General features: G+C 68.3%; 12 protein-coding genes. 6 read left to right on the top strand and 6 right to left on the bottom strand.

All coding sequences use genetic code 11. The features are described 5' to 3' along the window. Positions 1–215: 215 nt before the first annotated feature. From ABID37_RS25560 to ABID37_RS25545, 4 genes are all read left to right on the top strand, one after another. Positions 216–3,407: a helicase-related protein gene (locus tag ABID37_RS25560; protein ID WP_354199797.1), complete on the top strand. Its 3,192-nt coding sequence runs from the start codon at positions 216–218 to the stop codon at positions 3,405–3,407. Positions 3,408–3,428: 21 nt separating this feature from the next. Beyond that, a complete protein-coding gene (locus ABID37_RS25555) occupies positions 3,429–3,809 on the top strand; it encodes an RNA-binding S4 domain-containing protein (RefSeq protein ID WP_354199796.1) in 381 nt (126 codons plus the stop codon). Positions 3,810–3,960: 151 nt separating this feature from the next. After that, positions 3,961–4,299: a ferredoxin FdxA gene (gene fdxA / locus ABID37_RS25550; protein WP_354199795.1), complete on the top strand. Its 339-nt coding sequence runs from the start codon at positions 3,961–3,963 to the stop codon at positions 4,297–4,299. A gap of 407 nt (positions 4,300–4,706) precedes the next feature. Then, on the top strand, positions 4,707–5,288 hold the full coding sequence (locus ABID37_RS25545; protein WP_354199794.1) for a CarD family transcriptional regulator: 582 nt from the start codon (positions 4,707–4,709) through the stop codon (positions 5,286–5,288). Between the two features lie 473 nt (positions 5,289–5,761). On the opposite strand, the gene ABID37_RS25540 is transcribed toward ABID37_RS25545, so the two are convergent. The 6 genes from ABID37_RS25540 to hemC all read right to left on the bottom strand — a co-directional run bounded on the left by ABID37_RS25540 (position 5,762) and on the right by hemC (position 11,919). Further along, a complete protein-coding gene (locus ABID37_RS25540; protein ID WP_354199800.1) occupies positions 5,762–6,472 on the bottom strand; it encodes a glutamine amidotransferase in 711 nt (236 codons plus the stop codon). Positions 6,473–6,515: 43 nt separating this feature from the next. Further along, the gene (locus ABID37_RS25535) at positions 6,516–6,995 is read right to left on the bottom strand and encodes a tellurite resistance TerB family protein (protein ID WP_354199793.1); all 480 of its coding nucleotides are present in this window, start codon (positions 6,993–6,995) and stop codon (positions 6,516–6,518) included. After that, positions 6,995–8,710 (bottom strand): heme biosynthesis HemY N-terminal domain-containing protein, encoded by a 1,716-nt coding sequence (locus ABID37_RS25530; protein ID WP_354199792.1) that lies wholly within the window; start codon positions 8,708–8,710, stop codon positions 6,995–6,997. The genes ABID37_RS25535 and ABID37_RS25530 overlap by 1 nt, the downstream gene beginning before the upstream one ends. Positions 8,711–8,713: 3 nt before the next feature. After that, positions 8,714–10,135, bottom strand: a complete 1,422-nt coding sequence (locus ABID37_RS25525; protein WP_354199791.1) for a COG4223 family protein — start codon at positions 10,133–10,135, stop codon at positions 8,714–8,716. Positions 10,136–10,255: 120 nt separating this feature from the next. Next, positions 10,256–10,963 (bottom strand): uroporphyrinogen-III synthase, encoded by a 708-nt coding sequence (locus tag ABID37_RS25520; RefSeq protein ID WP_354199799.1) that lies wholly within the window; start codon positions 10,961–10,963, stop codon positions 10,256–10,258. 8 nt (positions 10,964–10,971) lie between these two features. After that, a complete protein-coding gene (hemC, locus tag ABID37_RS25515; protein WP_354199790.1) occupies positions 10,972–11,919 on the bottom strand; it encodes a hydroxymethylbilane synthase in 948 nt (315 codons plus the stop codon). Between the two features lie 93 nt (positions 11,920–12,012). On the opposite strand from hemC, the gene tsaD reads away from it, so the two are divergent. Together tsaD and ABID37_RS25505 are read left to right on the top strand one after the other, a co-directional pair. Further along, positions 12,013–13,119 (top strand): tRNA (adenosine(37)-N6)-threonylcarbamoyltransferase complex transferase subunit TsaD, encoded by a 1,107-nt coding sequence (tsaD, locus tag ABID37_RS25510; RefSeq protein ID WP_354199789.1) that lies wholly within the window; start codon positions 12,013–12,015, stop codon positions 13,117–13,119. After that, the gene (locus ABID37_RS25505; RefSeq protein WP_354199788.1) at positions 13,116–14,114 is read left to right on the top strand and encodes an NAD(P)H-dependent glycerol-3-phosphate dehydrogenase; all 999 of its coding nucleotides are present in this window, start codon (positions 13,116–13,118) and stop codon (positions 14,112–14,114) included. The genes tsaD and ABID37_RS25505 overlap by 4 nt, the downstream gene beginning before the upstream one ends.

Here is a 14,114-nt window from a genome sequence, read left to right as displayed (position 1 = left end):
GCCGAGCAACGCCGCCGCAACGTCACCACAGCCCTCAAGGCCTACGCCGCCTTCGCAACAAGCGCAGACAAGGGCGCCGTCCGGAAACTGCCGGAGTAACGGCCGCGCCCGGCAAAACTTCTGCCTTTCACCCGGGCACATAAATGCCTATGTGTCTGGGGTCGGAGACGCCGCAGCCCAGGGGCATGCCCTGCTGCAGAGACTTTTGCGGGCGAATGAACATCCATCCCAAGACACAACAGCCGCTTATCCTGTCCGGACGCGACGTGACGGCGGTGCTCGGCCCCACCAATACCGGCAAGACCCATCTCGCCATCGAGCGCATGGTGGCGCATGAAAGCGGCGTCATCGGCCTGCCGCTGCGCCTGCTCGCCCGCGAGGTCTATGCCCGGCTGTGCGAGAAAGTGGGCGCTGCGAAAGTCTCGCTCGTCACCGGCGAGGAGAAGATCCAGCCCGCCGGCGCGCGCTACTCGGTCTGCACCGTCGAGGCGATGCCGCGCGAAACCGACGCGGCCTTCGTGGCCATCGACGAGGTGCAGCTTGCCGGCGACCTTGAACGCGGCCACATCTTCACCGACCGCATCCTGCATCTGCGCGGCCGGCAGGAAACCCTGCTGCTCGGCGCCGCCACCATGCAGGGCATCTTGCAGAAGCTGCTCAGGGGTATCGCGGTGGTCACCCGCCCGCGCCTGTCGCATCTGGCCTATGCCGGCTCCAAGAAGCTCACCCGCCTGCCGCGCCGCACGGCCATCGTCGCCTTCTCGGCCGACGAGGTCTACGCCATCGCCGAGCTGATCCGCCGCCAGCAGGGCGGGGCCGCCGTGGTGCTGGGCGCGCTGTCGCCCCGCACCCGCAACGCGCAGGTGGCGCTCTACCAGAACGGCGACGTCGATTATCTGGTCGCCACGGACGCCATCGGCATGGGCCTCAACCTCGATGTCGATCACGTCGCCTTCGCCCAGAACCGCAAGTTCGACGGCTACCAGTACCGCCAGCTCACCGCCGCCGAGCTCGGCCAGATCGCCGGCCGCGCCGGCCGCCACATGCGCGACGGCACCTTCGGCGTCACCGGCCGCGTCGACCCCTTCGACGACGATCTGGTCAAGAAGATCGAGAGCCACGATTTCGAACCGGTGAAGGTGCTGCAATGGCGCACCGCCGCCTTCGACTTCGCCAGCCTAGATGCGTTGCGCCGTTCCATCGAGACCAATGCGCCGGTGGAAGGGCTGACGCGCGCCCTGCCGGCCGTCGATGCGCAGGCGCTGGAATACCTTTCCCGCGACGAGGAGATCCGCAAGCTGGCCGGCAGGCCCGAGCGGGTGGCCCTGCTGTGGGACGCCTGCGCGCTGCCCGACTATCGCCGCATCTCGCCGGCCCAGCATGCCGACCTGATCGCCTCCATCTACATGGACCTCGCCCGGCGGGGCCATGTCGACGAGAACTACATGGCCGAGCAGGTGCGCCGCGCCGACACCACCGAGGGCGATATCGACACGCTGTCGGCCCGGATCGCCCAGATCCGCACCTGGACTTTCGTGTCCAACCGGCCCGGATGGCTGGCCGATCCGGCACACTGGCAGGAAAAGACGCGCGAAATCGAGGATAGATTGTCGGATGCGCTGCATGAGCGGTTGACGAAACGCTTCGTAGACCGCAGGACTTCCGTGCTCATGCGCCGCCTTAGAGAAAATACCATGTCTGAAGCCGAAATCAGCCCTGCCGGAACAGTCCTCGTCGAGGGGCATCATGTCGGGGAATTGCAGGGGTTCCGCTTCACCGCGGACCAGAGCGCCGGCGGCGAGGCCGCCAAGGCGGTGCGTGCCGCCGCGCAGAAGGCGCTGGGCTCCGAGTTCGAAACCCGCGCCGACCGTTTCGCCGCCTCCGGCAACAACGACATCGCGCTGGGCTCCGACGGCGTGCTGCGCTGGATCGGCGTCCCCATCGGCACGCTGGTCGCCGGCGAGGACGTGCTGCGCCCGCGCCTCGTCCTGCTTGCCGACGAACAATTGACCGGCCCGGCCCGCGACAAGGTCGCCGCGCGCGCCGAACGCTTCGTCGCCTTCCAGATCGAAAGCCTGCTGAAGCCGCTGGTCGATCTGAAGTCGGCCGACCAGCTTTCGGGCATCGCCCGCGGCATCGCCTTCCAGCTCGTCGAGAATCTCGGCCTTCTCAACCGTCGCGACATCGCCGAGGAAATGCGCTCGCTGGACCAGGAAGGCCGTGCCGCCCTGCGCCGCCTCGGCGTTCGCTTCGGCGCCTATCACGTCTTCGTGCCGGCCCTGCTGAAGCCCGCGCCCGCCGGTCTGGTGACGCTGCTGTGGGCCCTGCACAACGACGGCAAGGAAAAAGCCGGCTTCGGCGACGTGGTCAACGCGCTGGCCACCGGCCGCACCTCGCTGGTCGTCGATCCCGCCTTCGACCGCAATTTCTACCGGCTTGCCGGCTATCGCAGCCTCGGCCGCCGCGCCGTGCGCGTCGACATTCTGGAGCGTCTGGCCGACCTGATCCGCCCGGCGATCAACTGGAAGCCGGGCCTCGGGCCCCGTCCCGACGGCGCCTTCGACGGCGGCACCTTCACGGTCACGCCGCCGATGATGTCGATCCTCGGCGCCACCGCCGAGGATATGGAGGAAATCCTCAAGGGTCTCGGCTACCGCGCCGAGCCGAAGCCGGCCGAAGAGGTGAAGGCGAAGGTCGAGGCATTCGACACCGCCGCCCGCGAAGCCGCCGAGGCGAAGGCCACCGAACAGGCCGCCCAAGGGGCCACGCAGGCAGCCGCGCCGGAAGGTGATGCGACTTCCGTCCCCGAAGCCTCTGAAACGCCGGCCGACACCGCCGTTGTGGAGGCCGATGAAGCCGAAACGGCGACTCCCGACGCTGCCGAACAGGCCCCGGTGGAGATGGCGCAGGAGGAACAGCCCGCACAGGCCGACGCCCCCCAGCCCGAGCCAGAGCCCGAAACCTCGGAACCGGTGGCCGAGGCCGGCGAGGCCCCGGCGGCCGAACCGGTTCAGGAGCCGGCGAGCGAGGCCGCCACCGAGCCCCAGCCGGCAGAAGCGGCCGAGGAGCCGAAGCCGGTACTGGTCTGGCGCCAGGGCCGCTTCGACCGCCAGCATCACCGCCCCGGCGGCCGGCAGGGCCAGCGCGGCCAGCAGCAGGGACGCGGAGAACGGCGCGAGGGTGGTGCCCCCGGCCAGAAGGCCGGCGACAACCGCCGCTTCGATCGCAACCGCAAGGGCGGCAAGCCGTTCGGCGAGCGCCCCGAGCGGCAAGGCGACCGGCCGGACGGCAAATCCGCGTCGAAGCCGAAGTTCGAGCCGCGCAAGCGCGAGGAGCGACCGGCCCGCATCGATCCGGACTCGCCCTTCGCCAAGCTCGCCGCGCTGCGCGACCAGCTCAAGAAGTAGCCTGCGGGCCGGCGTCGGACGATGGTTGCAGCCGACCGCCAGCGCCTCGACAAATGGCTGTTCTTCGCACGCGCGGTGAAATCGCGCTCGCTCGCCGCCAAGCTGGCGGTCAGCGGGCGGGTGCGCATCAATCGCGACAAAGCATCGCAGGCCTCCGATCCGGTGAAGCCCGGCGACGTTCTGACCATCACGCTGGACCGCCGCATCCTGGTCTGGAAGGTGCTCGAAACCGGTGCCCGCCGCGGCCCCGCGCCCGAGGCCCGCACCCTCTATGAAGACCTGTCGCCAGCCCCGTCGCAGGCGGCGATTCCGGACGCGCAGGCGCCCTTGCGCGACACCGGAAGCGGCCGTCCGACCAAGAAGGAACGCCGTCTCACCGACAGGCTGCACGGGCGGGAATAGCGTCTCGCCATTTCGGGCAAACGCGCAAAACCATTCCGCTGGGGGCGCCAAAGCGCATGTGCTTCGGCTTGAAAGCGCTGGATAAAGGCGTTACCTCACCCTCGATGACGCGCCCCGACACTGGCATATCCGGGGACGCACGGAGCCTCGCATGACCTATGTAGTCACCGACAATTGCATCAAGTGCAAATACACCGACTGCGTCGAAGTGTGTCCGGTCGACTGCTTCTACGAAGGCGAGAACATGCTCGTCATCCATCCCGACGAATGCATCGACTGCGGCGTGTGCGAGCCCGAATGCCCGGCCGATGCCATCCGGCCCGACACCGAGCCCGGCCTCGACCAGTGGCTGCAGCTCAACGCCGAATATGCCGACAAATGGCCGAACCTGACGGTCAAGAAGGACGCCCTGCCGGAGGCCGAGGAATTCGACGGGCAGACCGGCAAGCTGGAGAAGTATTTCTCCGCCGAGCCGGGCGCCGGCGACTAGCTTGTTGTTTTACGCAGGTGGTTGTCCCGAAACCGGCTCTCATTTTCGGGCGACATGCTTGGCAAATATTTTCCCGGCTGCCCATTTTCGAATAGCACGCATGCTTGCGCTGCACGGCAACTGCCGTTAGCGTGTGCAGCAAAATCTTGATTCTTGCGACTTTTTGTGTTACCTATCAACCAACATGCCGGTGACACAACGTCGATTGATGGCGCGAACGCCCTAATCACTGAAAGGTGAATCTCCCAATCCGGGACCAGAGCAATCTGGACCATGAGGTCGTTTAGCGCCCCACGGTCCCCCCGCTTTTCCCGGATAATTCACTGTTGCGCGGCAGATGCCGGCTGGTCCGGCCCCACTGTGTACGGTCGGCGTGTCGCCGGCCACAACAAGGAGTCTATGGCGTAATGGCAACCAGCACCCCGCAGAAGAAGTCTGCTCCCACGCGTCAGGGGTTCAAGAGCGGCGAGTTCATCGTCTATCCCGCCCATGGCGTCGGTCAGATCGTAGCCATTGAGGAGCAGGAGGTCGCAGGGCACAAGCTGGAATTGTTCGTCATCGATTTCCAGAAGGACAAGATGCGGCTGAAGGTTCCGGTGGCCAAGGCCACCTCCATCGGCATGCGCAAGCTGTCGGAGACCGACTATGTCGACCGCGCCCTGAAGGTGGTTCAGGGCCGCGCCCGCGTCAAGCGCACCATGTGGTCGCGCCGTGCCCAGGAATACGATGCCAAGATCAATTCCGGCGACCTGATCTCGATCTCGGAAGTCGTGCGCGACCTCTACCGCGCCGAGAACCAGCCCGAGCAGTCCTACTCCGAGCGCCAGCTCTATGAGGCCGCGCTCGACCGCATGGCCCGCGAGATCGCCGCCGTCAACCGCATGTCGGAGACCGAGGCGGTGCGCCTGATCGAGGTGAACCTCAACAAGGGTCCCAAGCGCGGCGCCAAGGCCGACAACGAGGAAGGCGAGCAGGAAGAAGCCGCCTGATCCATCGGCAGAAGCAATTCCAGCAAAAGTGTGAAACGGTTTTGCGTTCGGAATTGCGTCATCCAGGAACCGTCCGGATTCAAGCAAGCCGCGGGTCGCAAGGCCCGCGGTTTTTCTTTGCCGGGCAAGATCGGCGACTGGGGCTTTCACGGTCCCGGCTGGATTGCCCCTCGGCGCACCCTTCGCACTCCGGCACAGCAGGGTTATCGCATCTGGGCATTACCCCCACCCCTAACCCCTCCCCCGCAAGGGGATGGGGATTCTGCGATGTCGGCGTTTGGCATCACATGTCGAAGATTGCAGCTCAAGAATGTGGCAGCGACATCGACGAAATCGTCCCCCTCCCCCCTTGGGAGGTTAGGGGTGGGGGCGCCCCAAGCAAGAAGAAGGCCGCAACGCCATGGGGGCATCCTCCTCCCCGTTTACGGGAGGCAGGGAGATAAGGCGCAAGCCCACCTGAAACCTGAAATGCTTCACCGCACCGGTGCGTGGCCGAAGATCGTCTCGAGGAATTCGCCCAGCCAGCGCTTGAGATGCATGTCCCAGATCAGGCGGCCGCCGAGATGATCGCGGCCGGGCTGGGCACCGGGCAGCACGAAGCGATGCGCTCCGTGCACCACCCAGCGATGCATCATCGCCTGCGTCAGCTCGCCATGGAACTGGATGCCCCAGGCATTGCCGCCATAACGGAACGCCTGGTTGGGGTAGGTTTCGGAGGTGGCGAGCAGCGTGGTATCCGCCGGCAGCGTGAAGCCCTCGCGGTGGAACTGGTAGACCATTTCCGGCCAGTGCAGCAGGTGCCGGCCGTGATCGGTCGCCTTGAGCGGATACCAGCCGATCTCCACCAGCCCGCGCCCATGGCCCTCGACCTTGCCGCCGATATGCTTGGCCAGCATCTGGGCGCCGAGGCAGATGCCGAGCAGGGGCTTGTTCTCCCTGAGCGGCACGCCCATCCATTCGGTCTCGCGGCGGACGAACTCGTCGGGATCGTTGGCGCTCATTGGCCCGCCGAACACCACGGCGCCCGCATGGCCGTCCAGCGTATCCGGCAGGGGATCGCCCAGCGGCGGGCGGCGGATGTCGAGATCGAAGCCGCGCTCGAGGAGCATATGGCCGACGCGGCCGGGGCTCGACGTCTCCTGATGCAGCACGGTCAGTATCTTCGGGCGGGCTCTGGCAAGCATCACGATGCAGAATCAGGCAAAGATCGCCGATTATGGCCCAAGCCTATTCTTCATCAAGGATTTTCGCAGCATCCGGCAGGCTGGCCGCCACCTTGCGGCGCGCGGCGATGCGGTCCTGCCGCTCGACATCGAGCAGTTCGGCGACGCGCCAGACGGTGTTGTCCTCCAGCTCGTGCAGCTCGCCGTCGGCGAACACGATCTCCCACATCAGCGTGATGAAAGCCTTGCGCTCCTCGATGTCGAGATGGCGCTTGAGCAGGCTGGTGAAGGCATAGAGATCGACCGCCTCGCGGTCGGCCTGCTCGCCGGCCAGCGCCAGTTCGTCCAGCTCGGTACCGGACAGCGCGTAGCTGTCGCCGAGCACCGCCTTGAAGCGTTCCCATTCGGCATCCTGCCGCACGCCGTCGACATTCATGACGTGATAGAGCAGCGCGGCGGCGGCCACCCGCGGATCGTCGTCGCGGTTGCGCTGGCCGGAACCGCCGGGAATATCCTTCAGGAAAGACAGAAAGCGATCGAACATCAGAACAGCTTGAACCTCGCGGTCTCGGGCTCGCGCTCCTCATCCGGGTCGACGCCCGGATCGTCGGGCAGGCGCGGCATGAAATCCTGCCGGCGGGCGCTTTCGACATCCGGCGGCGGCGGAACCCTGGTCGCCGCAGCCTGCTTCACCGGCTCGGGCCGGGTGGGCTCCGGCTTCGGCGGCGTCTTGACGACCACCGGGATTTCCGGGTCGGGCTTCCCGGCAGACGGCTTTTCAGGAGCCGGCTTTTCAGGAACCGGGCTCACGGGCGTCGTCGCCGCCGGCATGGTCTTGGCCTCGATGATTTCCGCCTCGGCCACCTCGCCCGGCCGTTCTTCGACAAGCCGTTCCTCCACCGCCGGAGCGGGAATGGCGGGTGTCGGCCGGGCACTCTCCCGGGCATCGCCGCTGTCAATCAGCTGGCCCAGCCGCTCGACCGGCGCACGCCATTCGAAGGCGTCCAGCCTGCCGGTCACCGGCGACACCGGCGCCCAGTGCTCGGCGACCACGCCATCGGCGACCCAGGCGGGATCGCGCGGCGCGCGCACCGCCCGCGCCAGCCATTGCCGCACCTTGCCCTCGTCGCCGGTGTCCGCTTCCTCGATATCGGCAAGCAGCAGATAGGCGCCCTCGCGCGGATCGATGCGGATGGAGGCCTCGGCCTCGGCCCGCGCCGAGCGATAATCCTTGGCGTCCAGGGCCGCGCGCGCCACGGCGAGCGAAGCCTCGGCATTGTTCTTCTTCATGTCCTGAAGCTTGCGCGCCCGCGTCAGCCGGTCGAGCACGGCATCGCCGGGTCGCGCATGGATGTAGAGATCGGCCACCTCGGGCTGCGGGCCGGCGCGCCAGGCCGCCTCCAGTATCTTCGAGGCCTTGCGCACGTCGTCGTTGAGCAACAGAACCCTGGCGGCCACCAGCGCCGCCGGCACGAATTCCGGCTGCAGCTTGTTGGCCTCCAGCGCCGGAGCCTTCGCGGCCACCGGATCGCTTTCCAGGAGTTCCAGCGCCTTGGCCGTCAACAGCACTGCGCGCTGGCGGTTGGCCACGGCCGGCTCGATCCGGCGCGTCGATTTCTGCGCCGCCACCAGTTCCAGCGCGCCATCCCACTGGCCGCGCGCCGCCAGTTCCTCGATGGTCGCCTCCGTCGCCCAGCCGAGCTGCGGCGCGGCGGCGGCCGCCCGGCCGGCATAGTGGCGCGCCGCGTTGCGGTCGCCCAATCGCTCGGCTTCGAGATAGAGGCCGCGCAGGCCGAGCAGGCGCGTCTCGGGATCGTCGAGCATCGTCTCGAACTTGCGGCGCGCCGCATCGTGGTTGCCCTCCAGCAGCGCCGTCTGCGCCTCCAGAAGATGGATCAGCGGCTCCCGGTCGGAGCTGATCAGCTTGCCCGCTTCCTTGCCCTTCTTGCGCGCCAGCACGGCATCGCCGGCGCCGGCCGCGATCATGCCGGTGGACAGCGCCTGATAGCCGCGGTCGCGCCGCCGCACGCGGAAATGCCGGGCGATGGCATAGGGGCTGTTCCAGACCGACTTGACCAGCCACCAGGCGATCATCGTCGCGGCCACGACGGCGACGACGCCCACGGCGGCGACCATCAGGCTCACCTGATAGCGATAGCCGCCAAAGGTGACGACCATGTCGCCCGGCCTGTCCGCCAGCCAGGCGAAGCCGAGGCCGAGCGCGAGGACGACGAACAGGTAGAACAGGATGCGGATCATGTCTTACCCTTCGCCCCCGGTCATGGTCCGGGCCACCAGCGCGTCGACCCCGGCCTCCGCCTCCATGCGGGCCTTGAGCGTCGCCGCGAAATCCGCGCCCGCCGCCTTCACCGGCTCGGGCAGGGTGTCATATTCGCCGAGCGCCTTGGCATAGTCGCCCTGGTTCACCGCCGCCTCCAGCCGCGCCACCGTCTCGGGCACGCCGGCCCCTTCGACGGCGCCGATCGGCCGCACCTTGACCAGCGATTCCGCGCTCGACATCAGCCGCTGGACGAAGCCGGCATTCGCATCGACGGGATTGTCCGCCGCCACCATGGCATCGGCCGCCGCGTCCACCTGCGTGGCGATCTCGGTGCGCGTCGCCACACCCTTTTCGGCATGGGCGCGCAGAGCGTCGAGTTGCGGGGCGCCGGGCGAAATCGCCGCGAAGGTTTCCAGTTCGGCCGTGAAGGGCGCCCCGCGCTCCAGTGCCGACTTCAGCGCCGAGGCGGCGATGGCCAGCGCGATCTTCGGCTGGTCGGCCTGCTCCTCGACCTTGCCGGTCACGGCGGCCAGCGACTGTTCCAGCGTCGCCAGACGGCTTTGCTGGCCTTCCGCCGCCTCGCCGGCGGCGCGCACCTGCTGTTCCAGCGCGGCAAGCTTCTCGTTGACCGGGGCAAGGTCGACCGGCTCCGGCTGCGCGGCCTCGCCAAGCACGGTGACAGTCGTTTCGACCTGCTCGACCTTCTGCGACAGCGCCGCCAGCGCCGCACCATTGTCGCCGGCGCCGGCACCCGCCTCGACCGCGCTTTTCAGCGTCCCAAGGTCGCTTCTCACCTGATCCAGCGCCGCCGTCAGGCTTTCGACCTGTTGGGCCGAGCCATCTTCGCCGCGTGCCGCCGCAAGATCGGATATCTGTGCTTGCAAATCGGCGATCTGGCTGCTGCTTGCACCGCTCGCGGCTCCGTTGGCCGGAGCGCCGAGAACCCCGGCATATTGCAGGGCGCCCGCACCGGCGAGCGCGATGACGCCGCCAACAATGCCGGCCGCGAGCATGCCCATGCCGCCGCGCCGCGCCGGCTCAGGCGCCGGCTGGGCCTCGAAAGGCTTGGGCCGGTCCGCTTCCCGTGCCGGCTCCTCGGCAGGCGGCGGGGCGGGCTCTTCCTTGAAAGAATAGTCCTGCGCGTGGCTCCCTGTCGGCGGCTCCGAAGGCGTTTCCACCTTGGGCTCTTCGGCCAGCGGGGCCTCGGCAGGCTGCGGCTCTTGCGAAACCTGCTCGGGCGGGATCGGCTCCGGCGTGGCCTCGGCCTTGGTCGCCTCTTCCTTGATTGCTTCTTCCTTGGCCGCCTTGTCCCTGGCGATCCGCGACACCTGATCCGCATCCAGATCGATGGTCACCGGCTCGCGGCTGCTCTTCGAATGGCGCGTTTTCGGCGTCTTGACCATGCCGGCTCCCCAATTCTGCATGCCGCCCCGTCGCAGTTCGGAAAGGGCGTCGGATTTTACTAGAGGTCTAGCACACCTCAAGGCAGTGAAAAGGGGCGGTGTGATGACGCGCCCCCGATCTTATCTCCCCCGGCGTTGCGTCAGAAGCGCCAGCAAGGCCGGCTCCGAAGGCTGTTCGGCCACGTTCACCATGGCGGCGGATTCATCGCCCAGGCCGGCCGCGACCCGCGCCGACAAGGCAAAGTACTCCGTCTCGGCGAACAACGGCCGCAGGCTCTCGCGCTCGAGTAGCCCGCGCATCGCCCCGGCGGCGACCGCCGAATAGAGCAACACTGCCTCCACCGGCCGCCCGTCCAGCGCTTCGCGGACGCTTTCCTCGTCGTGCCCGATCGTCACCGTGTCGTAGACCTCCAGCGCATCGACACGAACGCCCGATGCCGCCAATCGTTCCTCGAAACCGGGAAAGCGCACCCGCCCGCACAGATAGACGAGCGTGCCTGACAAGGTGGCGGAGATACGCTCCGCCAGCGCCGTGGCATCGCCCGGCCCTGCCACGACATCGGCAAAGCCGGCGCGCCGCGCCGCCTCGGCCGTGCGCGCGCCGACCGCATGGCACGGCAGATGCGAAAGCCTGCCGATCAGGTCGGGCGATGCATGGCGCAGCGCATTGGCGCTGGTCACCGCCACCGCGCCGGCATCGGCCGGCACGGAACCGGGATCGACGGCAAGGGAAACGGTGCGTGAAAGAGGCAGTACCACCGGCTCGAAGCCGAGTTCGGCAAGCCTGGCCGCCGTGCGCGCGGCGCCCGGTTCGGGCCGGGTGACCAGAACGCGCCTCAGAACCAGCCCTCGAAGAATTGCGTGCCGGCCTTTTCGCGCACATCCGCGCCCGCTTTGGCGCCGATGGCGGCCGCGTCCTCGGCGTGCCCTTCCGCGCCGATCTCATGCCAGGTCTTGCCGTCCGGCGTGATGATGAGGCCGGTGAAGCTCAGTCGATCCCCTTCGATCACCGCATGGCCGGCGATCGGCGTGCGGCAGGAGCCGTCGAGGGCGGCGAGAAAGGCGCGCTCGCAGGCCAGCGCCTGTCCCGTCGCCGCGTCGTGGATCGGTGCCAGCATGCGCGCCACCTCCGAATCCCCTTCCCGATGCTCGATGCTGATCGCGCCCTGTCCCGGCGCCGGCGGGAACACGTCCACCGGCATGATGTCGGTGGCGACCTGTTCCATCTTCAGGCGCTTCAGGCCGGCCAGCGCCAGCATGGTGCCGGAGACGATGCCCTCCTCCAGCTTGCGCAGGCGGCTTTGAACGTTGCCGCGAAACATCACCACGTCGATGTCGGGCCGCAGGCGGCGGATCAGCGCCTGCCGCCGTAGCGACGACGAGCCGAACTTCACACCCTGCGGCAGGTCCATGATCGACGGCGCGGTGAGGCTGATGAAGCAGTCGCGCACGTCCTCGCGTGGCAGGAACACCGGCAGCACCAGCCCCGGCGGCAGTTCGGTCGGCATGTCCTTGGAGGAATGCACGGCGATGTCGATGCGCCCGTCATGGAGCGCGTCTTCCAGCTCGCGCGTGAACAGGCCCTTGCCGCCGGCTTCCGACAGCGGCCGGTCCTGAATGGTGTCGCCGGTCGTAGTGAGCGGCACGATCTCGAAGCTCTGCTCGTCCAGCCCATGCGCCGCCATCAGCCGGGCGCGCGCCTCATGCGCCTGCGCCAGCGCCAGCGGGCTGGCGCGCGTTCCTATCTTCAATACGGTCTGCCCCTTGTTCATTACGGTTTGCATGAAACGCGGTCCATGGTAACCCCGGCGACGAATGTGGTCGGCCCTCTCCTATCGGGGAAAGCGCCACTCGGCAACTTTGAGGTTCGCGACGAATTGATACGCGTGCTTGGCATCGAGACGAGTTGCGACGAGACGGCGGCAAGCGTCGTCGCGCTCGACGACGCGTCGGCGCGCCCCGAAATCCTGTCACCCCGAATCCTGTCCAACGTGATCCTGAGCCAGGTCGAGGAGCACGCGGCCTTCGGCGGCGTGGTGCCGGAGATCGCCGCGCGCGCCCATGTCGAGGCGCTGGACGGGATCGTCGAGGCAGCACTTGAAGATGCGGGCGTCACGCTGGCCGATGTCGATGCCATTGCCGCCACCGCCGGTCCCGGCCTGGTCGGCGGCCTGATCGTCGGCCTGATGACCGCCAAGGCCATCGCCGCCGCTGCCGGCAAGCCGCTCATCGCCGTCAACCATCTGGAAGGCCATGCGCTCACCGCCCGCCTCACCGACGGGCTCGAATTCCCCTATCTGCTGCTGCTGGTCTCGGGCGGCCACACCCAGATCGTGCGCGTGGCCGGCGTCGGCGACTATCGCCGCTGGGCCACGACCATCGACGACGCGCTGGGCGAAGCCTTCGACAAGGTCGCCAAGATGCTGGCCCTGCCCTATCCCGGCGGCCCCAATGTCGAGAAGGCGGCGGCCAGGGGCGATCCTGCCCGCTTCGCCTTCCCGCGTCCGATGAAGGGCTCGGCCCAGCCCGATTTTTCGTTTTCCGGCCTCAAGACAGCCGTGCGGCAGGCGGCGACGGCCATCGCGCCGCTTTCCGAGCAGGACGTGGCCGACATCTGCGCCTCCTTCCAGGCAGCGGTGGCCGATGCGCTGGCCGACCGGGTCGAGCGCGCCCTGCTGCGCTTCCGGGCCGGCTATCCCGACAAGATGGAACCTGCGCTGGTGGTGGCCGGCGGCGTCGCCGCCAACCGCGCCATCCACGAAACGCTGGAGCGCCTGTGCGCCGACAACGGCTTCCGCTTCGTCGCCCCGCCGCACCGGCTGTGCACCGACAATGCCGCCATGATCGCCTGGGCGGGCATCGAACGGTTGAACGCGAACATGGCCGAAACCGGGGCCTTCGACTTCGTGCCGCGCTCGCGCTGGCCGCTGGACGAGGTCTCGGCGCCCATGGTCGGGTCCGGCAGGCGGGGAGCCAAGGCATGAACGAAAGAGCCGAAACGTCGCGCACCGCCGTTCTGGGCGGCGGCGCCTGGGGCACCGCGCTGGCGCTCGCGGCGCTGCGGGCTGGCCAGTCGGTCAGCCTGTGGGCGCGTGATGCCGACATGTGCGCCGCGATCGCCCGTGGCGAGAACCCGCACTATCTGCCGGGCATCGCCTTCGATACTGGCATTGCCGCCACCACCGATCTCGGCGCGGCACTTGGCGGCGCCGATTGCGTGCTGGCGGTGACCCCGGCGCAGTCGCTGCGCGCCGTCCTCGGCGAGGTCAAGCCGCACATGCCGGCCGGCATCCCGCTGGTGCTGTGCGCCAAGGGGATCGAGCGCGAGACGGGCGCCCTGTTGTCGTCCATCGTCGCCGAAATCCTGCCCGACAATCCGGTGGCGGTGCTGTCGGGCCCAAGCTTCGCGGCCGACGTCGCGCGCGGCCTGCCGACCGCGGTGGTGGTGGCCGCCCGCGAGGACACGCTCGCCATGGATCTGGCCACCCGCTTTTCCGCGCAGAACCTGCGCTGCTATGCCAGCGACGACGTCACCGGCGTCGAGCTTGGCGGCGCGCTGAAGAACGTCTTCGCCATCGCCGCCGGCGCGGTGGTCGGCGCACAACTGGGCGCCAGCGCGCAGGCCGCCATGGTCACGCGCGGCTTCGTGGAGCTGCGCCGTCTCGGTGCCGCCTTCGGCGCCCGGCCGGAAACGCTGATGGGTCTTTCCGGGCTGGGCGACATGATGTTGTCCTGCTCCTCGACCCAGTCGCGCAACTTCGCCTATGGCGCGGCACTCGGTCGCGGCGAGCCACTCGAGGGCCGGCCGCTCGCCGAAGGCGTGCCCACCGCGGCGATCGCCGCCCGCCTTGCCGCCGAACATGCCGTCGACGCGCCGATCATCTCGGCCGTCGCCGCCCTGCTCAATGGCGCCGTCACCATCGACCAGGCCGTGGAAGCGCTGATGACGCGGCCGTTGAAACACGAGAACGAGATCTAG

The organism is Aquamicrobium terrae (assembly GCF_040545735.1).
In the GTDB taxonomy this organism is placed as follows: Bacteria; Pseudomonadota; Alphaproteobacteria; order Rhizobiales; family Rhizobiaceae; genus Mesorhizobium; species Mesorhizobium terrae_A.
Note: the sequence above shows the minus strand (reverse complement) of the source record. Positions and strands in the feature narration are given on the sequence as shown.

Excerpts from the sequence above, each read along its gene's own strand:
- ABID37_RS25560 (WP_354199797.1), top strand. The coding sequence starts at position 216 with ATGAACATCCATCCCAAGACACAACAGCCGCTTATCCTGTCCGGACGC.
- ABID37_RS25555 (WP_354199796.1), top strand. The coding sequence starts at position 3,429 with ATGGTTGCAGCCGACCGCCAGCGCCTCGACAAATGGCTGTTCTTCGCA.
- fdxA (WP_354199795.1), top strand. The coding sequence starts at position 3,961 with ATGACCTATGTAGTCACCGACAATTGCATCAAGTGCAAATACACCGAC.
- ABID37_RS25545 (WP_354199794.1), top strand. The coding sequence starts at position 4,707 with ATGGCAACCAGCACCCCGCAGAAGAAGTCTGCTCCCACGCGTCAGGGG.
- ABID37_RS25540 (WP_354199800.1), bottom strand. The coding sequence starts at position 6,472 with ATGCTTGCCAGAGCCCGCCCGAAGATACTGACCGTGCTGCATCAGGAG.
- ABID37_RS25535 (WP_354199793.1), bottom strand. The coding sequence starts at position 6,995 with ATGTTCGATCGCTTTCTGTCTTTCCTGAAGGATATTCCCGGCGGTTCC.
- ABID37_RS25530 (WP_354199792.1), bottom strand. The coding sequence starts at position 8,710 with ATGATCCGCATCCTGTTCTACCTGTTCGTCGTCCTCGCGCTCGGCCTC.
- ABID37_RS25525 (WP_354199791.1), bottom strand. The coding sequence starts at position 10,135 with ATGGTCAAGACGCCGAAAACGCGCCATTCGAAGAGCAGCCGCGAGCCG.
- hemC (WP_354199790.1), bottom strand. The coding sequence starts at position 11,919 with ATGCAAACCGTAATGAACAAGGGGCAGACCGTATTGAAGATAGGAACG.
- ABID37_RS25505 (WP_354199788.1), top strand. The coding sequence starts at position 13,116 with ATGAACGAAAGAGCCGAAACGTCGCGCACCGCCGTTCTGGGCGGCGGC.